Source organism: Streptomyces sp. NPDC048196, assembly GCF_040652715.1.
Lineage (GTDB): Bacteria > Actinomycetota > Actinomycetes > Streptomycetales > Streptomycetaceae > Streptomyces > Streptomyces siderophoricus.
Window position 1 is genome coordinate 1 of record NZ_JBEZMM010000089.1, and the last position, 23,227, is coordinate 23,227.

The 23,227-nt window shown below is 75.5% G+C and carries 16 protein-coding genes; 12 read left to right on the forward strand and 4 right to left on the reverse strand.

What is annotated here, in order from left to right; all coding sequences use genetic code 11:
• Window positions 1-355: 355 nt before the first annotated feature.
• The 4 genes from AB0E02_RS38120 (at window position 356) to AB0E02_RS38135 (ending at window position 7,842) form a co-directional block, all read left to right on the forward strand.
• Window positions 356-1,483 (forward strand): glycosyltransferase family 1 protein, encoded by a 1,128-nt coding sequence (locus AB0E02_RS38120; RefSeq protein ID WP_362149001.1) that lies wholly within the window; start codon window positions 356-358, stop codon window positions 1,481-1,483.
• Window positions 1,480-2,703, forward strand: coding sequence for a glycosyltransferase (locus AB0E02_RS38125; RefSeq protein WP_362149004.1), 1,224 nt, complete (start codon window positions 1,480-1,482; stop codon window positions 2,701-2,703). The genes AB0E02_RS38120 and AB0E02_RS38125 overlap by 4 nt, the downstream gene beginning before the upstream one ends.
• Before the next feature lie 425 nt (window positions 2,704-3,128).
• The gene (locus AB0E02_RS38130) at window positions 3,129-4,037 is read left to right on the forward strand and encodes an SGNH/GDSL hydrolase family protein (RefSeq protein ID WP_362149007.1); all 909 of its coding nucleotides are present in this window, start codon (window positions 3,129-3,131) and stop codon (window positions 4,035-4,037) included.
• Window positions 4,038-4,233: 196 nt separating this feature from the next.
• Window positions 4,234-7,842, forward strand: coding sequence for a hydantoinase B/oxoprolinase family protein (locus AB0E02_RS38135; protein ID WP_362149010.1), 3,609 nt, complete (start codon window positions 4,234-4,236; stop codon window positions 7,840-7,842).
• A gap of 62 nt (window positions 7,843-7,904) precedes the next feature.
• Here the strand turns inward: AB0E02_RS38135 and AB0E02_RS38140 are convergent, their stop codons facing one another.
• The 4 genes from AB0E02_RS38140 to AB0E02_RS38155 form a co-directional block, all read right to left on the reverse strand.
• Complete coding sequence (locus tag AB0E02_RS38140; RefSeq protein WP_362149013.1) at window positions 7,905-8,186, reverse strand: hypothetical protein; 282 nt, start codon at window positions 8,184-8,186, stop codon at window positions 7,905-7,907.
• A gap of 163 nt (window positions 8,187-8,349) precedes the next feature.
• Window positions 8,350-9,243, reverse strand: coding sequence for a biotin-dependent carboxyltransferase family protein (locus AB0E02_RS38145; protein WP_362149016.1), 894 nt, complete (start codon window positions 9,241-9,243; stop codon window positions 8,350-8,352).
• Window positions 9,240-9,863, reverse strand: a complete 624-nt coding sequence (pxpB, locus tag AB0E02_RS38150) for a 5-oxoprolinase subunit PxpB (RefSeq protein WP_362149019.1) — start codon at window positions 9,861-9,863, stop codon at window positions 9,240-9,242. The genes AB0E02_RS38145 and pxpB overlap by 4 nt, the downstream gene beginning before the upstream one ends.
• Window positions 9,860-10,654 carry a 5-oxoprolinase subunit PxpA gene (locus AB0E02_RS38155; protein ID WP_362149022.1) on the reverse strand — a complete coding sequence of 265 codons (795 nt, stop codon included), beginning with the start codon at window positions 10,652-10,654 and terminating at the stop codon, window positions 9,860-9,862. The genes pxpB and AB0E02_RS38155 overlap by 4 nt, the downstream gene beginning before the upstream one ends.
• A gap of 322 nt (window positions 10,655-10,976) precedes the next feature.
• Between AB0E02_RS38155 and AB0E02_RS38160 the strand changes: the two genes are divergently transcribed.
• The 8 genes from AB0E02_RS38160 (at window position 10,977) to AB0E02_RS38195 (ending at window position 22,801) form a co-directional block, all read left to right on the forward strand.
• Window positions 10,977-11,720: a GntR family transcriptional regulator gene (locus AB0E02_RS38160; protein ID WP_362149025.1), complete on the forward strand. Its 744-nt coding sequence runs from the start codon at window positions 10,977-10,979 to the stop codon at window positions 11,718-11,720.
• Between the two features lie 125 nt (window positions 11,721-11,845).
• Window positions 11,846-12,556, forward strand: coding sequence for a DUF969 domain-containing protein (locus AB0E02_RS38165; RefSeq protein WP_362149028.1), 711 nt, complete (start codon window positions 11,846-11,848; stop codon window positions 12,554-12,556).
• The gene (locus AB0E02_RS38170; RefSeq protein ID WP_362149031.1) at window positions 12,553-13,521 is read left to right on the forward strand and encodes a DUF979 domain-containing protein; all 969 of its coding nucleotides are present in this window, start codon (window positions 12,553-12,555) and stop codon (window positions 13,519-13,521) included. The genes AB0E02_RS38165 and AB0E02_RS38170 overlap by 4 nt, the downstream gene beginning before the upstream one ends.
• A gap of 87 nt (window positions 13,522-13,608) precedes the next feature.
• Complete coding sequence (gene pcp / locus AB0E02_RS38175; protein WP_362149035.1) at window positions 13,609-14,253, forward strand: pyroglutamyl-peptidase I; 645 nt, start codon at window positions 13,609-13,611, stop codon at window positions 14,251-14,253.
• On the forward strand, window positions 14,250-15,308 hold the full coding sequence (locus AB0E02_RS38180; protein WP_362149038.1) for a DUF2891 domain-containing protein: 1,059 nt from the start codon (window positions 14,250-14,252) through the stop codon (window positions 15,306-15,308). The genes pcp and AB0E02_RS38180 overlap by 4 nt, the downstream gene beginning before the upstream one ends.
• Window positions 15,309-15,526: 218 nt before the next feature.
• Window positions 15,527-17,065, forward strand: a complete 1,539-nt coding sequence (locus AB0E02_RS38185; RefSeq protein ID WP_362149041.1) for a hypothetical protein — start codon at window positions 15,527-15,529, stop codon at window positions 17,063-17,065.
• Between the two features lie 58 nt (window positions 17,066-17,123).
• Window positions 17,124-18,074, forward strand: a complete 951-nt coding sequence (locus tag AB0E02_RS38190) for a hypothetical protein (protein ID WP_362149043.1) — start codon at window positions 17,124-17,126, stop codon at window positions 18,072-18,074.
• Between the two features lie 47 nt (window positions 18,075-18,121).
• Window positions 18,122-22,801 carry a hypothetical protein gene (locus AB0E02_RS38195; protein WP_362149046.1) on the forward strand — a complete coding sequence of 1,560 codons (4,680 nt, stop codon included), beginning with the start codon at window positions 18,122-18,124 and terminating at the stop codon, window positions 22,799-22,801.
• The last annotated feature ends 426 nt before the right edge of the window (window positions 22,802-23,227 follow it).

Below are 23,227 nucleotides of genomic sequence, written 5' to 3' on the forward strand. Positions count from 1 at the left end.
CGGGAGGGGACGGGCCGGAGGGGCCTTGTTCGTGGACGTAAAGCGTCAGCAGTCCACGAACAAGGCCCCGGAGGCCCGTCACCGCACCCAACACCCACCCAGCCCGCCGCAGGCGCAACGGCGAACAAGCCCCGCGGCGGGAGAGACGGGTACGTGCGGGGCGCCGCAAAGCGCACAGCGGCGAGCCCCGCGGCGCAGCAGACGGGTACGTGCGGGGCACCGCAAAGCGCGCAACGGCGAGCCCCGCGGCGGGAGAGACGGGTACGTGGGCGGCGCCGCAAAGCGCAGCGGAATGTTCGCCGGCAGGAAAGATCCACGTGGCTCGCTCCACGCACCAGGCGCCGACAACAGCCGTATGCGTGTCGTCATCGTCACCGAATCCTTCCCACCCGATGTCAACGGCGTGGCCCACTGCGCCCTGGAAACCGCCCGTCACCTCGTCCGGCGCGGGCACGATCCGCTCGTCATCGCCCCGCTCGGTGGCGCCGCGCCCGCAACCGTCACGCACGACAGCCCCTGCCCGGTCGTGCGGGTGCCGTCGATGCCGCTGCCCGGATACCCGCAGGTGCGGATCGCGCTCCCCGGACGGCGGTTGTCCGCGGCGCTGGCCGGTCACCGGCCCGATCTGGTGCACCTCGCGGGCCCCTTCGTCCTCGGTGCCCGCGGGATGGCCGCCGCGGCCCGGCTGCGGGTGCCCGCGGTCGCCGTCTACCAGACCGACCTGGGCCGTTACGCCCGTACCTACCTCGGCGGCGGCACCGCCACCGCCTGGCGGCGGCTGCGCGCGGTGCACGGGGCCGCCGACCGCACCCTGGCGCCCTCCAGCGCGGCGCTGCTGGACCTGACCGAGCACGGCGTGCCCCGCGTCCACCTGTGGCCGCGCGGGGTGGACTCCACCCGGTTCCACCCGGGGCGGCGGGACGCGGTGCTGCGCAGTTCGCTGACCGCCGGGCGGGAGCTGCTGGTGGGGTACGTGGGGCGGCTCGCGCCGGAGAAGGACGTCCGGCTGCTGGCCGAGACCTCCCGGCTGCCGGGCGTCCGGACCGTCGTCATCGGCGAGGGCCCCAGCGCCGCCGGGCTGCGCGCCGCCCTCCCGGAGGTCCGCTTCCTCGGCCGTCGCACCGGTGACGAACTCGCCCGGCTCTACGCCTCCCTGGACGTCTTCGTGCACACCGGGCCCTACGAGACCTTCTGCCAGACCGTGCAGGAGGCCATGGCCTCGGGCGTGCCCGTGGTCGCGCCGCGGGCCGGCGGGCCGGTCGATCTGGTCGACCACGGCCGCACCGGGCTCCTGGTCACCCCCGGCGACGGGAGCGCGTTCCGGGACGCGGTGCGCTTCCTGGCGGGCAGCGCCGAACTACGCGTGCGGTACGGCGCCGCGGCCCGCCGGGCCGTCGCGGACCGCACCTGGGAAGCGGTCGGCGACCAGTTGCTGGGCCACTACGAGGACGTGCTCGCCGACCGGACGGCGGTGGCGGCATGAACCGGCGGGCGGCCCGCACGACGGGCCTGCGGATCGTACGGATCGCCAACTTCGTCACGCCGTCCTCCGGCGGGCTGCGCACCGCGCTCGCCGCACTCGGCGCCGGCTACCGGGCCGCCGGGCACGAACCGGTGCTCATCGTGCCCGGGCCGCCCGGGGACGGGCGGATGCGGGAGCAACTCACCGCCCAGGGGCGGGTGTTCACGTTGCCGGGGAGCGTGCTGCCCGGCAGCGGGGGCTACCGGATGCTGACCGACCGGCGCCGGGTGCAGCGGCTGCTGGAAGGGCTGACGCCCGACCGGCTGGAGGTCTCGGACCGTACGACGCTGCGCTGGACGGGCGAGTGGGCCCGCCGGGCCCGGGTCCCCGCGGTGATGGTCTCGCACGAGAGCGTCGACGGGGTGCTGGGCACCTGGGGTGTACCGCGGCCGCTCGCCCGGGCCGCCGCGGACCGGCTCAACCGCCGCACCGCGTACGCCTACAGCCGGGTGGTGTGCACCACCGAGTGGGCGGCCGCGGAGTTCACCCGGGCCGGCGCGCGCAACGTCGTACGCGCCCCGCTCGGGGTGGATCTCGACGCCTGGCACCCGGACTGCGGCAGCGCGGAGCTGCGCCGCCGGTGTGCGGGCCGGGCCGGGGTGCTGCTGCTGATGTGCTCCCGGCTGTCCCAGGAGAAGCGGCCCGGGCGGGCCCTGGACGCGCTCGCCGAGCTGCGCCGGCGCGGGATCGACGCGGCGCTGGTGGTGGTCGGTGACGGGCCGCTGCGGGGCCGGCTGGCCGCCCGCGCGCGGGCCGAACGGCTGCCCGCGGCGTTCCTGGGCCACCTCGCCGACCGCGACCGGCTGGCCGCCCTGCAGGCCAGCGCCGATCTCGCACTGGCGCCCGGGCCCGCCGAGACGTTCGGGCTGGCCGCCCTGGAGGCGCTGGCCTGCGGCACCCCGGTGGTCGCCAGCGCGGCCTCGGCGCTGGCCGGGCTCGTCGGCGGCGGGGGCGACACCGCCCTCGACGACGGGCCGTCCTTCGCCGACGCCGTCCAACGGGTACTGGCCCGGCCCGAACCGGCCCGGCGCGCCGCGGCCCGCCGACAGGCCGAGGGCTACGGCTGGCAGCCGGCCGTGAACGCCTTCCTGGCAGCGCACGACGCCGCCCTGCCACTGGCCCGGCCCGCCACCCCAGTACCGGCCGCGCCGCACCCGGCGGGCCCCCGGGGCGGGTGGTGACGGTGCGGTCCACAACGGGGCCGATATCCGAGCGGCCGTCTACGGGGCCGGCGGGAGCCGAGCGGCCGTCTACGGGGCCGATACCCGAGCAGCCGCCAACGGGACCGGCGGCAGCGGATCGACCGTCTATGGGACCGGCGGCAGCGGAACAGCCGTCTATGGGATCGGCGGCAGCGGAACGGCCGCCTACGGGACCGGCGGGAGCGGAACAGCCGTCTACGGGGGCGGCGGGAGCCGAGCGGCCGTCTATGGGGGCGGCGGTAGCAGAACGGCCGCCTACGGGGCCGATATCCAAGCAGCCGCCCACGGGACCGGCGGCAGTCGAACTCCCGCCCACGGGACCGGCAGCAGCCGAACTCCCGCCCACAGGACCGGCGGCAGCCGAACGGCCGACCCCGGAGCAGCCGCCGACCGGGCGGCCGCCCATGGCACCGCCGGGACCGGCCCGCAGCGGGGAACCCGTCCGTTTTGTCGCGCTCGGAGATTCGCTGACCGAAGGGCTGGGCGATCCCCTTCCGGGTGGGGGCTGGCGCGGCTGGGCGGTGCTGCTGGCGGCGGCGCTGGGGGAGCGGCCGGAGAGTGTGCAGCTGGTGAACCTGGCGGTCAGCGGGGCGTTGGCGGGGGACGTGGCCGAGCGGCAGCTGCCCGCCGCGCGGGCACACCGGCCGCGGTTCGCGTCGCTGGTCGTCGGCGCGAACGACACCCTGCGCGCCGCCTTCGCCATCGAGCGGGTCGCGGCCGCACTGGACCGGGCGTACGGCGCGCTGAGCGGCGACGGGGCCGTGGTCCTGACGGCCTGTCTGCCCGATCCGGGGCGGATGCTGGGGCTGCCCGCGCCGCTGGCCCGGCCGCTGGGGCGCCGGATGCGGGCGGTCAACACCGTCGTCCACGCGCTCGCCGCCCGCCACGGCGGCGTGCACCTGCACCTGGCCGAGTACCCCTGGGTCACCGAACGCGCCTGTTGGAGCGTGGACCGGCTGCACCCCAGCGAACGCGGGCACCGGCTGCTGGCCCGCGGCTTCCACGCGCAGCTCGCGGCCGCCGGCCTGCCCGTGGGCCCGCCGCCCGCGCTCACCCTCGACGGCCGGCCACCGACCCGTACCGGCTCCGCGCTGTGGATGGCCACCAAGGGCACCCGCTGGGTCGTCGACCGCTGCACGGACCTGCTGCCCGGTCTGCTCGCCCTCGCGGCCCGGGAGTACCGGCACTCGCTCGCGGGCACCGGGCGCCTCCTGGACGCCGCGGCCGACCGGACGACCCGGGCCGCGCTGGCCGCCCTGCCCGGGCCGAAAGCCGCCGCGTGCGCGTCGGGCGTTGTGACGGTGACGGGATGAGGACGCCGGGGCCGACCGGGCCACGCGGGCCGCGCTGGCCGCCCTGCCCGGGCCGAAAGCTGCCGCGTGCGCGTCGGGCGTTGTGACGGTGACGGGATGAGGACGCCGGGGCCGACCGGACCACGTGGGCCGCGCTGGCCGCCCTGCCCGGGCCGAAAGCCGCCGCGTGCGCGCCGGGCGCTGCGACAATGACGGGATGACGACCGGACGCTGGGAGTTCTGGATCGACCGCGGTGGCACGTTCACGGACGTCGTCGGCAGACGCCCGGACGGGCGGCTGGTCACCGGGAAACTGCTCTCGCACCACCCCGAGCGCTACCGGGACGCCGCGGTGGCCGGCATCCGGATGATGCTCGGCCTGGGCCCGGACGAACCGGTGCCGGCCGAGCGGGTCTCCGTCGTCAAGATGGGCACCACCGTCGCCACCAACGCCCTGCTGGAGCGCAAGGGCGAGCCGACCGTGCTGCTCATCACCGAGGGCTTCCGCGACGCGCTGCGGATCGCCTACCAGAACCGCCCGCGGATCTTCGACCGCCGGATCGTGCTGCCCGAGGCGCTCTACGACCGGGTGATCGAGGTGCCGGAGCGGATCGGGGCGCACGGCGACGTGGTCCGGCCGCTGGACGCCGACCGGGTCCGCGAGGCGCTCGGCCGGGCCCGCGCCGAAGGGCTGCGCAGCGCCGCCGTCGTCCTGCTGCACGGCTACCGCCACGTAGAGCACGAGCAGGCCGTCGCCGAGCTGGCCCGTGAGGCCGGCTTCCCCCAGGTCAGCTGCTCGCACGAGGTCAGCCCGCTGATGAAGCTGGTGCCGCGCGGCGACACCACCGTCGTCGACGCCTACCTCTCGCCGATCCTGGCCCGCTACGTCGACGAGATCGCCGCCCAACTTCCCGGCATCCGGCTGATGTTCATGCAGTCCAACGGCGGGCTGCGGCAGGCCGCGCACTTCCGCGGGAAGGACGCGGTGCTCTCCGGCCCCGCGGGCGGCGTGGTCGGCATGGTCCGTACGGCCGCCGAGGCCGGTGACGGCCACGACCGGGTGATCGGCTTCGACATGGGCGGCACCTCCACCGACGTGTCGCACTACGCCGGGGAGTTCGAGCGGGTCTTCGGCAACGAGGTCGCCGGCGTCCGGATGCGCGCCCCGATGATGAACATCCACACCGTCGCGGCCGGCGGCGGCTCCGTCCTGCACTTCGACGGGCGCCGCTACCGGGTCGGCCCCGACTCCGCCGGCGCCGACCCGGGACCGGCCTGCTACCGCCGCGGCGGCCCGCTGACCGTCACCGACGCCAATGTGATGCTCGGCCGCATCCAGCCGGCCCACTTCCCGGCGGTGTTCGGACCCGACGGCGACCAGCCGCTGGACGACCGGGCGGTCCGGGAGCGCTTCGCGGAGCTGGCCGCCCGGGCCGCCGCCGACACCGGGGACGACCGCGGCCCCGAGGAGGTCGCCGCCGGGTTCCTGGACATCGCCGTGCTCAACATGGCCAACGCGGTCAAGAAGATCTCCGTCCAGCGCGGCCACGACATCACCCGCTACGCCCTCACCAGTTTCGGCGGCGCCGGCGGCCAGCACGCCTGCGCGGTCGCCGACGCCCTGGGCGTCGACACGGTCCTCGTCCCGCCGCTGGCCGGGGTGCTCTCGGCGTACGGCATCGGCGTCGCGGACGCCACCGCGATGCGCGAACAGGCCGTCGAGGCGGAGTTCGCGGACCCCGCGGCGCTCGACCACGTCCACGAGGTGTGCACCGCGCTCGCGGACCAGACCCGTCGCGAACTCCTCGACGACGGGGTGCCGGACGCGTCGATCACCACCCGCGCCCGGGTGCTGGTCCGCTACGCCGGGACCGACTCGCCCCTCGGCGTCCCGCTCGGCGACGCCGAGGCGATGGCGGAGGAGTTCGTCCGGGCGCACCGCGAGCGGTACGCCTTCACCATGGACAAACCGCTGGTCGCCGAGGCGGTGTCGGTCGAGGCGCGCGGCGAGTCCGGCGGCGCCCGCGGCTACGAGGCGCAAACCGGCGGCAGGAACGGGGAGTTGACGCCCGCCGCGACGGTGCGGATGTACGCGGGCGGACGCTGGCGGGACACCGGGCTGTACCGGCGGGACGGGCTGCGGCCCGGTGACGTCCTCACCGGCCCGGCGATCGTCGCCGAGGCCGACGCCACCACCGTCGTCGACCCCGACTGGCAGGCGGAGATGGGCGACCGCGGGCACCTGCTGCTGACCCGCACCCGCCCGCGCGGCGACCGGGCCGCGGTCGGCACCGAGGCCGACCCGGTGATGCTGGAGGTCTTCAACAGCCTCTTCATGGCCATCGCCGAGCAGATGGGCGTCCGGCTGGAGAACACCGCGCACTCCGTCAACATCAAGGAGCGGCTGGACTTCTCCTGTGCGCTGTTCGACGCCGAGGGCAATCTGATCGCCAACGCCCCGCACATCCCCGTGCACCTGGGCTCGATGGGGGAGTCCATCAAGGAGGTGCTCCGCCGGCGCCGCGGCGACCTGCGGCCCGGTGACGTCTACGCGATCAACGACCCGTACCACGGCGGCACCCACCTCCCGGACGTCACGGTCGTCACGCCCGTGTTCGGCGCCGACGGCGACGAACTGCTGTTCCTGGTGGCGTCCCGCGGCCACCACGCCGAGATCGGCGGCATCACCCCCGGCTCGATGCCCGCGTTCAGCACCACCATCCAGGAGGAGGGAATCCTCTTCGACAACTGGCTGCTGGTCCGGGACGGGACGCTGCGGGAGCGCGAGACCCGTGAGCTGCTCACCTCGGGCCCGTACCCGTCCCGTTCACCGGACGCCAACCTCGCCGATCTGCGCGCCCAGATCGCCGCGAACGAGAAGGGCATCCAGGAACTCCGCAGGATGACCGACCAGTTCGGGCTGGACGTCGTACGGGCCTACATGGGCCATGTCCAGGACAACGCGGAGGAATCGGTCCGCCGGATCATCGCGGGGCTGTCGGACGGCAGCTACCGCTACGAGACGGACAGCGGCGCGGAGATCCGGGTCGCGCTGACCGTCGACCGGGGCGCCCGCGGCGCCGTGCTGGACTTCGCCGGCACCTCGCCCCAGCAGCCCGGCAACACCAACGCGCCCACCTCGGTGGTGATGGCCGCGGTGCTGTACGTCTTCCGCACCCTGGTCGGCGAGGACATCCCGCTCAACAGCGGCTGCCTCAAGCCCGTCGAGGTGCGCATCCCCGAGGGCTCGATGCTGGCGCCCGTCTTCCCGGCGGCCACCGTCGCGGGCAACGTGGAGACCTCCCAGGCGGTCACCGGCGCGCTCTACGCCGCGCTGGGCACCCAGGCCGAGGGCTCCGGCACGATGAACAACCTCACCTTCGGCAACGACCGGGTGCAGTACTACGAGACCGTGGCCAGCGGTTCGGGCGCCGGTGACGGATTCCACGGCGCGGACGCCGTGCAGACCCACATGACCAACTCGCGGCTGACCGACCCCGAGGTCCTGGAGTGGCGCTACCCGGTCCGCGTCGACGCCTTCGCGATCCGCGACGGCAGCGGCGGTCGCGGCCGCTGGCACGGCGGCTGCGGCGTCGAGCGCCGGCTGCGCTTCCTGGAGCCGGTCACCCTCGCCCTGCTCACCCACCACCGCCGCGTCCCGCCCTACGGCATGGCGGGCGGCGCCCCGGGCGCGCTGGGCGCCAACCTCATCGAACGCGCCGACGGCAGCTGCGAGGAACTCCGGGGCTGCGACGCGGCGGAGGCCGGCGTGGACGACGTACTGGTGCTGCGGACGCCCGGGGGCGGGGGCTACGGGGAGCCGTGATCCGTGGCCGGCCGTGGAGCCCGCGGTGCCCACGGCCGCCCGCGCGCAGGTTCGGCCGGCCGTTACTCCTGCCCCGCCCGGCGGCACGCCTCGAAGGCGACCACCGCGGGAACGTAGTCCCGCCGCAGCTCGAAGTAACAGGCCCGCACGGCCTCGGGGGTGCCCTCGGCTCCGATGAGACAGGCCCCTTCCACCACCTCCGGGTCCGCGCCGGGATGCTGTGCCAGGACGTGGTAGAAGCAGGCCTGCGGGGTCGCGTGGGCGGCCGGGGCGACGGCCACGACGCCGCCGAGGGTGAGGGCGAGACCGCTGAGCGCGGCGGCGAGGCGCGGTACGAGACGCATGGTGGGACGGTTCCTTCCGTGCGGAGGCCGAATGGTCGCTCGGAGCGATTGATCCGCTACGGAGCGTGCCCAAGAGTGTGTCCGGCAACGCGGGCGGAGGTGGCGTGCCGGGCGTGAACGGCCGGCGCACCGTGCCCCTTTCGGGCGGCGGTGTGCGCCGGTGTCACCGGGAGCGCGCCGCCCGGTCCGGTCGTCGGCCGAGGCGCACGAACCGGACCGGGGTGCCCGGCACCGCCTGTGCCGCGGGCGCCAGGAAACGCTCGGGCACCACGCCGACGACCGGGTAGCCGCCGGTCGTGGGGTGGTCGTGCAGGAAGAGCACCGGCAGGCCGTTCGGCGGGACCTGCAGGGCGCCCAATGGCATGCCCTCGCTGGGGAGTTCGCCGGTGCGGGCGCGTTCCAGCGGCGGGCCCTCGGTGCGCAGCCCGATGCGGTTGCCGGCCGCGGAGACCCGGAAGCGGCCGGTGGTCAGGGTGTGCAGCCCGGCCTCGGTGAACCAGGCGTCGCGCGGGCCGGGCAGGAACGGCAGGCACAGTTCGGTCACCGGGCCCGGGTACGGGACGGCGTCCGCGGCGGCGGGCGGGCCGTACGGGGCGCCCAGCGGGAGCACCACGCCGTCGGTGAGCGGATCGGGGCCGAGGCCGGACAGCAGGTCGGCGGCGCGGCTGCCGAGCACCTGCTCGGTGTCGATGCCGCCCGCGAAGGCGAGGTGGGAGCGCAGCCCGTGGACCGGCGTCCCGGCGTCCAGGACGGCGCCCGCCGGGACGCGCACCGGGGCGCCCCAGGGGGCGGGGCGGCCGTCGACGGTCACCGGGCAGGGCGCGCCGGTGGCCGCGACCGTGGTGGCCGTCCGCACCCGTACGGCGCAGCCGGTCAGCGTCGTCTCCAGGGTGGCGGCGGTTTCGGGATTGCCGACCAGGCGGTTGGCGAGGCGGTGCGCGGGCTCGTCCAGGGCGCCGGCCCGGGGCACCCCGAGATGAGCGTGGCCGGGGCGGCCGAGGTCCTGCACGGTGGTGAGCGCACCGGCCCGTACCACCGCGAGGGCGCGGTCGGTCATCGGGCGGTCTCCAGGGGCACGAAGCGGACGCGGGTGCCGGGGGTGAGCAGCGCGGCCGGTTCCCGGCGCGGGTCCCACAGCACGGCGTCGGTGGTGCCGATGAGCTGCCAGCCGCCGGGGGAGGACCGCGGATAGACCCCGGTGTACGGGCCGGCCAGCGCGACCGAGCCGACCGGGACCTTGGTCCGGGGGGTGCCCCGGCGCGGCACGTGCAGCGGCTCGGGCAGCCCGGTCAGATAGCCGAAGCCGGGCGCGAAGCCGCAGAAGGCGACGTGGAAGGTGGTGCCGGAGTGCCGGCGGACGACCTCCTCGGGGGTGGTGTCCCACAGGGCGGCGACGTCGGCGAGGTCGGGGCCGTCGTAGCGGACCGGGATCTCGACGGCCGGCCGGTCGTCGGCCGGGCGCGGCGGGACGTCCCAGGTGGCGAGTTCGGCGATCAGCCCGCGCGGGTCGGCCAGGCCGTCGAGGAAGACCGTGCGGGCGGCCGGCACGATCTCTCCGACCGGTGGCAGGGTGCCGTCGGCGGCGCGGCGCAGCAGCTCGGCGTGGAGCGCGCCGACCTCCTCGGCGCTGTCCAGCTCGATCAGCAGCCCGTGTTCGCCGACCGGCAGCGGCCTCATACGAAGCTCCGGATGCGCACCCCGGCGGCGGTCAGCTCGGACCGGACGCGCCGGGCGAGGCCGGCAGCGCCCGGGGTGTCGCCGTGCAGGCACAGCGAGCGGGCGGTGATCTCCACCCGGCGGCCGTCGGCCGCGGTGACCGCGCGGTCCCGGGCCATGCCCAGGGCGCGCTTGACGACCTCGTCGGGGTCGTGGACGACCGCGCCCGGCTCGCGGCGCGGGACGAGGGTGCCCGCGGCGGTGTAGGCGCGGTCGGCGAACGCCTCGCCGACCACCGGCAGTCCGGCCTCCCGGGCGGCCTCGTGCAGCCGGGAGCCGGGCAGTCCGAGGACCGGCAGCCCGCCGCCCGCGGTGCGGATGCCGGCGATCACCGCGCCGGCCTGCTCCGCGTCGTGCACACAGCGGTTGTAGAGCGCGCCGTGCGGCTTGACGTAGCCGACCCGGGCGCCGGCGGCCCGGGCGAAGACGTCGAGGGCGCCGATCTGGTAGGCGATCTCGTCGGCGAGCTCGTCCGGCGGGACGTCCATCGCGCGGCGGCCGAAGCCGGCCAGGTCGCGGTAGGAGACCTGGGCGCCGATGACCACCCCGCGCTCGGCGGCCAGCGCGCAGACCCGGCGCATCGTGGCCGGATCGCCGGCGTGGAAGCCGCAGGCGACGTTGGCGCTGGTCACCACGGACAGCAGGGCCTCGTCGTCGGTGAGCTGCCAGCGGCCGAAGCCCTCGCCGAGGTCGGCGTTGAGGTCGATGACGGGAGCACCCGCACGGTCCGGGGAGTCCACCGCGTCGCTCATGTCGCTCCGTTCCAGGGTGCTCGGTGCCGGCCGGGTGGGCCGGGGCGGGCCGGGGCAGGGCGTGGCGGCCCGGTTGCGGGCGGGGGAGGGAGGGCAGGGACGAACCGGCCGGCCCGTATCCGTAGTGACTCTCCCCCGAGGGCACCCGAGCCGACCGGCGTTGGGGGACAACGTAGAGGATTGTTGAACGATCCGACAAGGGGTGTGCGGACTCCGGACGAGGTTCCGTTGTCCTGTCCCCGGATCTGGGATTGACTTCCGTCCACATCACGCCCGGACGGCCCGGCCGGCCACCGGGCACGGCACGAGAGCGGGGAGCCAGATGGCCGGCGGAGTGGCGAAGAACGACCAGCGGCGGCTCGCCGAGGTCGCGGGACTGGAACGGGACCGGGCCCTGCTGGGCCGTGCCAGTACGGCGGAACGGGTCGCCGACATCCTGCGCGACCGGATCACCGAGGGCTACTTCCCGCCCGGCGCCCGGCTGTCGGAGGAGAGCATCGGCGGCGCGCTGGGCGTCTCCCGCAACACCCTGCGCGAGGCCTTCCGGCTGCTGACGCACGAGCGGCTGCTGGTGCACGAGCTCAACCGCGGGGTGTTCGTGCGGGTGGTGACGGTCGAGGACCTGGACGACATCTACCGGGTGCGCACGCTCGTCGAGTGCGCGGCGGTCCGCAGCCTGGGGGAGGGGCCCTACGGCGACCGGACGACCGCGGCCATCGCCGGCATCGAGGCGGCCGTGCAGGCCGGCGAGGCCGCCTCCCACGACCGGGAGTGGCAGGACCTGTCGACCGCCAACATCCGCTTCCACCAGGGCATCGTGGCGCTGGCCGGCAGTCCGCGCACCGACGAGCTGATGCGCGGTGTGCTGGCCGAACTGCGGCTGGTCTTCCACGTCATGGCCGATCCCCGGCGGTTCCACGCGCCCTATCTGACCCGGAACCGGCAGATCGTGGAAGCCCTGCAGGCCGGCGACGCGGCCGAGGCCGAACGGCTGCTGCTGTCCTACCTGGAGGACTCGCGCAGCCAGTTGTCGGGCGCGTACGCCCAGCACATCGCCCGGGACTGACCCGCGATCCGAGGTTCGCCCGCGCAGACCCCTTGTCGGATCGTTGAACAATCGCCTAGCCTCCGCTGCAATCTCTTCACCCCTCTCCCGGACCCCCTGCGGTCCCGTACGCGGAAGGCGGATCCATGATCGTGCTCCTCGGCGTGCTCGTGGTCGTGATCGGCTTCGCCACGAAACGCAATCCGCTCCTGGTCGTCGCGGTGGCCGGCATCGCCACCGGCCTCCTGGGCGGACTGTCCCCCGGCAAGGTCCTCGCCGCCTTCGGCGAGGGCTTCGCCGGCAGCCGGGCGGTGACCATCTTCGCCATCACCCTCCCGGTCATCGGCCTCCTGGAGCGCTACGGCCTCCAGGAACGCGCCCGCACCCTCATCGCCCGCTTCGCAAGTCTCACCACCGGCCGGTTCCTCGCGCTCTACCTGGGCCTGCGGCAGATCGGCGCCGCCGTCGGACTGACCAACGTCTTCGGGCACGCCCAGACCGTCCGGCCGCTCGCCGTCCCGATGGCCGAGGGCGCCGCCGAGCGCAAGTACGGCGGACTGCCCGAACGGACCCGGGAGAAGGTCCGGGCGTTCGCCGCCAGCGCGGACAACGTCGGCCTGTTCTTCGGCGAGGACGTCTTCCTCGCCGTCGGCTCCATCCTGCTGATCACCGGATTCGTCAACACCACCTACGGCACCCACCTCGAACCGCTGCACCTCGCGCTGTGGGCCATCCCCACCGCCGTGTGCGCCTTCCTGGTCCACGGCTGGCGCCTGCTGCGCCTGGACCGCCAGTTGGAGCGCGAACTCCGTACCGCCCCCGTCCCGTCCGACGCCGCAGTGGAGGCAGCCCAGTGATCAAGGCGGAGTGGTTCTACTGGCTGGTCGGCCTCAGCTTCCTGGTGATGGCCGCCCAGATGTTCACCGACCGCAGCAACCCCAAGCGGTACGGCACCGGCGCCTTCTGGGGCCTGATCGGCGCCGGCTTCGTCTACAGCAGCTGGGTCGTCACCGAACAGGCACCCGCCGAGCCGCTCGGCGTCGCCGTCCTCGTCATGGCCTGCCTGGCCGGCTTCGGCTTCACCGGACGCGGCACCCCGCGCACCACCACCCCCGAGGAGCGCACGGCCAGCGCCGCCCGGCTCGGCAACAAGCTCTTCGTCCCCGCACTGACCATCCCGGCCGTCGCCATGGCCTGCGCCATCGGTGTCAAGCACCTGACCATCGGCGGGGAACCGGTCCTCCAGGAAGGCAGCGAAACCATCCTGGGCCTGGGCATCGGCGCCGTCGCCGCCCTCGTCGTCGGCATGATCATGCTCCGCGAGAAGCGGATCGCGGTGCCCGTCCAGGCCGGCCGCTCCATGCTGGAGGCGATGGGCTGGGCGATGCTGCTGCCGCAGATGCTGGCCACCCTGGGCGCCATCTTCCAGGTCTCCGGCGTCGGCGACCAGGTCGGCAAACTCACCACCTCCGTCCTGCCCAAGGACTCCCTGTACCTCGCCATCGCCCTCTACTGCGTGGGCATGTTCGCCTTCACCATCGTCATGGGCAACGCCTTCGCCGCCTTCCCCGTGATGACCGCGGCCGTCGGCTGGCCCGTCCTCATCGGGCACTTCCACGGCAACCCCGCCGCCGTCCTGGCCGTCGGCATGCTCGCCGGATTCTGCGGCACCCTCGTGACGCCGATGGCCGCCAACTTCAACATCGTCCCGGCCGCCCTGCTGGAACTGAAGGATCAGTACGGGCCCATCAAGGCCCAACTGCCCACCGCCGGCGTCCTGCTCGGCTGCAACATCGTGATCATGGCCCTGTTCGCCTTCTGAACCGACCGGCCCTCCCGCCGCGGCACGGCGCCCCACCGCCGTGCCCGCGCCGTCCCCCCTCCGACCACCCGCACCGAGGACGACCGTATGACCCGGGTACTGCTGACCGGCTTCGCCCCCTTCGACGGCGAAGCCGTCAACCCCTCCTGGCAGGCGGTACGCGCCGCCGCGGCCGAACCGCCGCCCGGAATCGAGGCCTCCGCCGTCGAACTGCCCTGTGTCTACGGGGCGTCGGTGGCCGTGCTGCGCGCCGCGATCGACGAGGCCCGCCCCGAGATCGTCATCTGCGTCGGCCAGGCCGGCGGCCGCCCCGACATCACCGTCGAACGCGTCGCCCTCAACGTCGACGACGCCCGCATCCCCGACGCCACGGGCGCCGAACCCGTCGACGAACCGGTCGTGCCCGGCGGCCCCGCCGCCTACTTCTCCACCCTCCCCATCAAGGCCTGCGTGGCCGCCGTACACGCCGCCGGCCTGCCCGCCTCCATCTCCAACACGGCCGGCACCTTCGTCTGCAACCACGTCTTCTACGGCCTCGCCCACCTCATCGCCACCGAACTCACCGGCATACGCGGCGGATTCGTGCACGTCCCCTACGCCCCCGAGCAGGTCACCGACCGCGCCCAGCCCTCCCTCCCGGTCGACGCGGTCGCCCGGGCGCTGCGGGAGATCGCCGCCACCACGGCCCGCACCCGCACCGACCTCCGCATCGCCGGCGGAGCCACCCATTGACCACCGCCACCGGAGCCCACGCCACCGAACTCGCCGCCCACGCCGAGCGGTTCGCCACCCTGGCCCGGGCGAACGTCACCCGCGCCTACCCGTACGCCCCGATGCACCTGCTCACCGGGCCCGAGGACCTGGTGCCGCCCCGCACCCACCACCCGGCCTTCCACGGCTCGTACGACTGGCACTCCGCGGTCCACATGCACTGGCTGCTGGTCCGGCTGCTGCGCCGCTGCCCCCGGCGCGTCCCCCGCGAGGCGGTGACCGACGTCCTCGACGCCCACCTCACCCCCGCCCACCTCGCCACGGAAGCCGCCTACCTGCGCGCCCACCCCTCCTTCGAGCGGCCCTACGGCTGGGCCTGGCTGCTCGCGCTCACCGCCGAATGCCGGGCGCTCGGCGGCGCCGCGGGGGACCGCTGGGCCGCCGCGCTGGCGCCCGCGGCCGCAACCGTCGACGACCTGCTGCGCGCCTGGCTGCCGCGCGCCACCTACCCCGTCCGCCACGGCACCCACACCAACAGCGCCTTCGCGCTCGGCCTCGTCCTGGACAGCGCCGCCGCGGCCGGCCGGCCCGCACTGGCCGGTCCGGTCGCCCGTACGCTGCGCCGCTGGTTCACCGACGACCACACCGCGCCCGCCCACTGGGAACCCTCCGGACAGGACTTCCTCTCCCCGGCGCTCAGCGAGGCCGAGGCGATGGCACGGGTCCTGCCGGGCCCCGAATTCGCCGCCTGGCTGGGCCGCTTCCTGCCCGGCCTCGAACGGCGCGCCCCGGCCGCCCTGCTCGGCCCGCCCACCGTCTCCGACCCCGCCGACCCCCAGATCGGCCATCTCATCGGCCTCTCGCTGAGCCGGGCGGCCGCACTGCGCCGGATCGCCGCCGTGCTGCCCGGCGATGACCCGCGCCGCCCGGTCCTCACCGCCGCGGCCCGCGACCACCTGGTCGCCGGCCTCCCGCACACCGTCACCGGGGACTTCACCGCCGACCACTGGCTCGCCACCTTCGCCGTGCTCGCCCTGGACGGACCGCCGGCCGGCGACGGACTTTCCGGGGCGTGACCGCAACGGGCCCCGGCCGCAAAGGGGACCTGACCGGCAAACGGAGCTGACCGGCAAAGGGACCTGCCCTCCGGCCGCGGCCGCCCACGCCGTAAACTGGCCGACCGGCCGAAGCACCGACCGCCCGCGGTCCGTCAAGGGATCCGGCGGCCGTTCCACCCATGAGCGGATCCGCGCCGTTTCGTCCGTTGTCAGTGCGAGCGCCTACTCTGTGCGACGTGACTTTTCCCGCCCAGGGGCCCGCTGCGCCCCAGCTCAACGGGGTCAACCGCCCCGCGCCGGGCCCGGCCGCCGACGAAGGCCTGGCCCGCCGGCTGCGTGCCCTGGCCTGCACCGCGCCGCTGCACGACCTCGACGCGCGCAAGGCCAACCTCGCGGGCGAATACGGCGTCTACGCCATGGCGGAGGTGGCGCTCGCCGTCATCGACCTGGTCACCCTCAACATGGACTTCGACACCGGCGCCGACCACGAGGAAATAGTGGCCAAGGTGCTCCCCCGGGTCGCCGCCCAGACCCCCGGCCGCCCCACCGCCGAACACGAGCGGGTGGCCCGCTGGGTGCTGGAGAACCTCATCAACGTCGGCAGCGTCGACCGCGGCTTCCGCGCCGTCTACGGCACCTTCACCACCGACGGCGAGTACATCCGCCGCGACTACGACTTCAAGCTCATCGAAGAGGTCCCCGGCGCCGGCGGCAGCGTCTACCTCCGCGCCACCGACGAAGCGGTCAACGTCCTGGTCGGCGCGCTCGACACCGATGTCACCAGTGCCCAGATCGCCGCCGAGGTCAAGCTGGAGGTGCTGATCAGCCGCGGCCGGCTGGCCGACGCCCAGCTCGCCGCCGAACAGGCCCGCTACCGCACCGTCCAGTACGCCGAGACCCTCCGCCGCACCCTGGACGCCACCCGGCGCAACGTCCGCGCGGTCGACTGGCTGGAAACCGTCCCCGACATGATCAACGAGGCGCTCGACCACGTCGCGGACCGCTACCGCCACGAGAACGCCATCCTCACCAACATCCGCAAGGTCCGCGACGAGGCCGAGGCCGACGACCCCAGGACGGGCGAGCACAAGCGGCGCGCCGCCGAGCTCGTCGACATCGTCAAGGACTGCATCCGCCGCCACACCCAGCTCCAGTCCCGGCTGCTGGAGGCCGGCCCGCTCTTCCGCGCCGAACAGGACCGGCAGGCGTTCGCGACCCCCGTCGCCCGGGCCGGCCTCGACCTGTACGGCCAGCTCGTCGCCCCCGTCCTGCCGCTCCCCGTCGAGCAGGCCACCCGCGTCACCGACGCCTTCTTCGCACACGGCACCGGACTGCGCACCCCCGCGGCCGTCCGGGTCGGCGACCTCGTCGAGATGCTGCTCACCCCGCCCGTCGAGCGCGAACACCTCGGCGCCGAGATGCCCGAGCCCGACCTGGTGGCCACCCCCGACGACAGCCGCTTCAGCGAGGCCCAGCTCGACGCCGCGATGGCCCTGCTCGACCTCCCGCCGGACGCGCCCCGCCGGCTCTCCGGCCTGCTCGCCGAGGCCCGCCGCAGCGACCCGGAACTCCCCTACCTCGTCGCCCTGCTGGCCGTGCACGCCGCCAGCCCCCCGGTCGGCACCGCCTACCGCCAGGGCGAACCGCAGCTGCTGTTCGCCGTCGACGACGGCACCGAGCTGGCCGACCCCGAGTTCGGCGGCGCCGACCTCATCGTCGGCACCGCCCTGCTGGACGCCGCGGGCATGGCCGCCGACCGCTCGGAGGCCGCCTGATGACGCCCCCGCCCCCGCCCGCAACGCCCCGAATCGTCCCCCGCAAGGAGCTTGTCCCGTGACCCCGTACGACGCCGACGAGACGCCGCAGCCGGACCCGGCGTCCCCACCCGGCGAACCGGACCGGGGCGCGCCCGCCGCCGACGGCACACCGGCCGCGGCCGGGCAGACCACCGGCCCGGCCCCCGTCACCCCGGCCGACGCCGCGGACGCCGCGCGGCTGGTCTCCTTCGGACTCCAGCCCAAACTGCTGCCCGCCCGCGACGCCGACTACGGCGAACTCCTGCGCCGCTACCGCGACGACCCCGCCTTCGCCCGGCTCGCCGACGCCGTCGCCACCGGCCTCGGCCTGGTCGTCCTGGAGGTCTCCACCCGCGCCGGCATGGCCGTCACCGCCGCCGAGGACTCCGTCTTCGCGGTCCGCATGGGCGACTACGCCCGCCGCGCCTCCGCCGACTCCGCCGACCGCTTCCTGCACGGCCTGGCCCACCTCGCCGTCGCCGCGCTCGCCTTCCCGCGCCCCGAGGACCTCGCCGACGACGGCTACATCGGCCGGATCACCGTCAACGGCGTCGACGCCTTCGTCCGGCAGGCCTGCCGCCGCCTGGAGGAACGCGCCGAACAACAGGGCGAGAACACCGACCCCGTCACCGACGCCCCCGGCCTGGAATCCGCCTGGCGGATCTACGCGCGGCGCAGCGCCACCGGCGCCACCAAGGACGCCCGGCGGCTGGCCGGTTCGACCACCGGCATCATCGCCAAGGCCGTCACCTTCCTCGTCGACTCCGGCTTCCTGCAGCGCACCGGCGACGACGCCGGCGGCGCCTACCGCACCACCGCCCGCTACCAGCTCCAGGTCCGCGACATGGCCGGCAGCGCCGCCATGGCCGAGCTCCTCGACCTCGGCATCGTCCCGGTCGCCGACGGCAGCGCCTCGCTGCTGCCGGGCGAGGACACCGACGCCCTCGACCTGGTCGCGGACGCCGGACTGCCCTTCCACTCCGGCTGACCGACCACCCCGCCCGCCGCCTCCCGCCACGACAACGAAAGTCCGCCATGTACGAGCTGTCCCGGGTCCGTCTCTACTCCATCGGGCCCGCCGGTGCGCGCTACGCCGACACCGTGCTGGACCTCCGCGGAGTCGGCGCGCCCGTGCCCCGACCGGCCCCGGCCCAGGCGGACTTCTTCGAGGACGAGCCGGTCGGCCCGCCGCGCCGGCCGGCCCCCGCGGGCGTGCTCTTCCTGGAGAACGGTGGCGGCAAGTCCGTCCTGCTCAAGCTGATCTTCTCGGTGATGCTGCCCGGCCACCGCAACACCCTCGGCGGCGCCAGCTCCGGCGTGCTGCGCAAGTTCCTGCTCGCCGACGACTGCGGCCACGTCGCCCTGGAGTGGCAGCACGTCCTCACCGGCGAATCCGTCGTCGTCGGCAAGGTCAGCGAATGGCGCGGCCGGCAGGTCTCCAACGACCCCCGCAAGTTCGCCGAGGCGTGGTACAGCTTCCGGCCCGGCCCCGGCATGAGCCTGGACTCGCTCCCGGTCGCCGAGGCCACCGTCGTCCGGCCCCGCCAGGAGGGCGCCGAGGGCTCCTCCGGCGCCCAGGGCCGCCGCCGCACGATGAAGGGCTTCCGCGACGTCCTCACCGAGGCCGGGAAGAACTACCCCAACCTGGACGTCATCTGGGAGGAGGTCCACGAACGCTGGAACGAACACCTCGGCGAGCTGGGCCTGGACCCCGAACTCTTCCGCTACCAGCGCGAGATGAACGCCGACGAGGGCGAGGCGGCCGGCCTCTTCGCGGTGAAGAACGACTCCGACTTCACCGACCTGCTGCTGCGCGCCGTCACCGACACCCGGGACACCGACGGCCTGGCCGACCTCGTCCACGGCTTCGCCCACAAGCTCGGCCGGCGCGCCGAACTCACCGCCGAACGCGACTTCACCGCCGGCTCCCTCGACCTCCTCTCCCGCATCGCCGGCGCCGCCGAACAGCGCGAACGCGCCCGCGAGGTGCACGCCGGCGCCGAGCGCCGCACCCGCGCCCTGGCCCAGCGGCTGCACGCCCGCGGCACCGAGGAGCGCGGCCGCGCCGCCGAGCTCGCCGAACAGGTCGCCACCGCCGCCCACCGCGTCACCGACGCCGAGCAGGTCCGCGAGCGCCGCGCCCTGGTCTCCGCCGAACTCGCCTACCGCCACGCCTCCCTGGCGCTGGCCGCCGCCGAGAAGGGCGCCGCCGCCCAGCGCCGCGAGCTCAACGACGCCCGTACGTTGCACAGCGCCTGGCAGGCCGCCGAGATCGCCCTGCGGCACCGCGCCGCCGCCGACCGCTCCGCCCGGGTCGCCGCCGCCATCCGCGAGGCCGAGCGGGACGCCGCACCCGCGCTCGCCGCCCGCGCCACCGCCGCCGCCGACCTCGTCCGCGCCCTGCACGCGGCGGCCGAGGCCGGGGAGCGGATCGCCAACGAGGAGGAGGAGCGCTCCGCCGCCCTCCAGGAGACCGGCGAGTCCGCGCACCGCGACGCGACCACCGCCGCCACCCACGCCCAGCGCGCCCGCAGCGAGGCCGACCACCTCCGGCAGCGGCTCGCCGAGGTCGCCCAGGAGACCGAGGAGGCCGTCCGGGCCGGCTGGCTGGACGACACCGCCCCGGACGCCGACCCGGCCCGCGCCGCGCTCGCCGCCTCGGACGCCGAGAAGGCCGCCGTCGAATCCTGGGACGTCGCCCGGGAGGCGGCGGGCCGGGCCACCGACCGGGCCCGCGAGGCGACCGCCCGGCACTCCGCCGCCGAACTCGCCGCGGCCCGCGCCGAGGACGCCGCCGAGGCCGCCGGGCGTGCCTTCGACGCAGAACGCCGGGCCGCCGAATCGATCGGCGCCGAGCCACGGCTGGCCGACCTCCTCGGCCTCCCGCCCGCCGACGGCCGCACCGTCGGCGTGCCCGGCCCGCGTACGGCCGGCGGCGCCGAGCCGGGCACCCCGCGCCGCCCGGCCGGCGCCGGCCCGCTGACCGCCGAGGAGCTGGACCGCAACGCCGACGCACTCCAGGAACTGCTGGAGGACGGCGTCGCCGCCGCCGAGCGGCAGCTCTTCGAACTGCGCACCGCCGCCGCCGACGACGCCCGGATCCTCGGCGCCCTCGGCGACGGCGGCCTGCTGCCGCCCGGGCCCGACGTGCTGACCACCGTCGAGTACCTCGGCGAACACGGCGTGCCCGCCCTGCCCGGCTGGCGCTACCTCGCCCAGGCCGTCGACCCCGCCGACCACGCCCGGGTCCTGGCCGCCCGCCCCGAGCTCGTCGACGGCGTGATCATCACGGACCCGGACTCGCACGCCCGGGCCCGCGAGGTGCTCGGCCAGGCCGCGCTGCTGCCCCGCTCCGCCGTCGCGGTCGGCACCGCCGCCGCCCTCCTCGCCCCCACCCCCGCCGACGACGAGCGGGACCCCGCCGTCTTTCTCGTCCCGCCGAACCCGGCGATGCACGACGAATCCGCCGCCGACGAGGAGCGGCAGGCGCTGCGGGCCCGCGCCATAGAGCGCGACGAGGAGATCCGGGCGCTGGCCGCCCGGCTCGCCGGCGACCGCGCACTGGCCGCCCGGCTCGGCTCCTGGCGCACCGGCTGCCCCGCCGGCCGGCTCGCCGAGCTCGCCGCCGCCGTGGAAGAGACCCGTACGGCCGCCGAGGAGGCCGCCGCCGAGCTGGCCGAGGCCCGTACCACCCGGGCTGAGGCCGACGAGACGGCCGCCGAGGCCACCCGGGTGCGCGACGAGCGGCAGGAGGCCGCGCAGCGCGCCCGCCGCGCCGCCGACCTGCTGGCCGGGCTCGCCCACCGACTGCGCGAGCGCGCCTCCTGGCAGTCCCGGCTGCGCGAACTCGCCGACGAGGCAGCCGAGTTCGAGGCCCGCGCCGAGGAATGCGTGGACCGCGCCCGGGCCGCCGACGAGGACCGCCGGGCCGCCCAGCGCGCCGCCGACGACGCCCGCCGTACGGCCCGTGCGCTGCGCGCCGAGCGCGCCGAGATCGCCGGTGTACCGGACGACCTGGGCGAGGCACCCGAGGCCCCGAGCGCCTCGCTGCCCGCGCTGCGCGAGGCCTACCGCGCCGCCTCCCAGCTCTACGAGAAGGTCGGCGTCGGCGCGGACCTGCGCGCCGAACAGGCCCGCGCCGAGGGCGAGGAATCCGCCGCGCTGGCCGAGCTGAACCGTCTCACCAACAAGGTCCGCACCCGCGCCGAGGCGCTCCTGGAGAGCCCGGACGCCGCCGACGGCCCGTCCCGGCAGGCCGCCGCGGCCCGCGCCGAATCGCTGGTGCAGATGCTGGAGAGCCGTGCCTCGGCCGCCAGCGAGCAGCTCGGCCGGCTCCGCGGCGAGGCCGAGCGGCTCGCCCCGACGGACGGCGAGGCGCACACCGAACTCCCCGACGAGCTGGTGCCCGCCGACGCCGACCGCGCCAAGGAACTGCTGCGCACCGCGTCCGGCGAACTGGCCACCGCCACCGAGGCGCTGGCCGCCGCCCGCACCGGGCACGAGGAACTGCTGCGGGCCCACCGCGCGGCCGAGGACGCGGCCGGCGGCTTCGACGAGACCGCCGCCCTGCTGCGCGATCTGCTGCGGGACCACCACGACACCGAGGAGGGCGTACCGGCGCCGATCGAGCCGTACGCCGGCTCCCTCGACGGCGCCCGGCAGGCCGCCGCCGAGTCCCGCCGCTCGCTGCGCGGCTGCGCCGCCGATCTGTCCGCCGCGGAATCCGCGGTCCGCGAGGCCGCCGACATCCTCGTCCGGCACGCCAACTCCACCCGCTACGAACAGGTCCGGACCCCGGCCCGGCAGCAGATCCGCGAACTGCCCGCCGCGGCCCTGCCGGACCACGCCGCCAAGTGGGCCGAGGCGTTCGCGCCCCGCCTGCGGGTGCTCACCGACGAGCTGGCCCAGCTGGAGCGCAACCGCGACTCCATCGTCGACCGGCTGCGCGGGCTGGTCGAGTCCTCACTCACCACACTCCGTTCGGCCCAGCGGTTGTCCCGGCTCCCGGAGGGGCTGGGGGAGTGGTCCGGCCAGGAGTTCCTGCGCATCCGCTTCGAGGACCCCGACCAGGCCACCCTCACCGAGCGGCTGGGCGAGGTCATCGACGAGGCGACCAGCGCGGCCGTGAAGAAGAACAGCGATCTGCGCCGGGACGGGATGTCCCTGCTGCTGCGCGGGGTGCACGCCGCGCTGCTGCCGCGCGGGGTCGCGGTGGAGATCCTCAAGCCGGACGCGGTGCTGCGCGCCGAGCGGGTGCCGGTCGGGCAGATGGGCGACGTCTTCTCCGGCGGTCAGCTGCTGACCGCCGCCATCGCCCTGTACTGCACGATGGCGGCGCTGCGCAGCAACGACCGGGGCCGCGACAAGCAGCGGCACGCCGGCACGCTGTTCCTGGACAACCCCATCGGCCGCGCCAACGCCACCTATCTGCTGGAGCTCCAGCGGGCGGTCGCCGATGCCCTGGGCGTCCAGCTCCTCTACACCACCGGCCTGTTCGACACCACCGCGCTCGCCGAGTTCCCGCTGGTCATCCGGTTGCGCAACGACGCGGACCTGCGGGCGGGGCTGAAGTACATCAGCGTCGAGGAACACCTGCGACCGGGCCTCCCACAGCCCGACCCGTCCGGCGAGGCGGTGCACGGCCAGATCACGGCAACCCGCATGTACCGCCGCCCGGAGGACCCGACAACCGGCGAGCGCCCGGACGCGGGGTGACCTTGCGGTGCCGCCCACGTAGCTGATCTTGCGGTGCCGCCCACGTAGCTGATCTTGCGGTGCCGCCCACGTAGCTGGCTTTCCCGCCGCGGGGGTTGCCGTTGTGCGCTTTGCGGCGCGCCGCACGTACCCGTCTGCGACGCCGCGGGGCTCGCTCGCCGTTGCGTTTTGCGGTGCCGCGCACGTAGCCGCCTTTCCCGCCGCGGGTGGTCTCGCCGTTGCGCTTTGCGGCGCCCCGTACGTACCCGTCTCCTGCGCCGCGGGTGGTCTCGCCGTTGCGCGCTTTGCGGCGCCGCCTACGTAGCCGTCTGTCCCGCCGTCGGGGTTGTTCGCCGTTGCGCCTGCGGCGGGCTGGGTGGGTGTTGGGTGCGGTGACTGGCCTGCGGGGCCTTGTTCGTGGACTGCTGTCGCTTTACGTCCACGAAC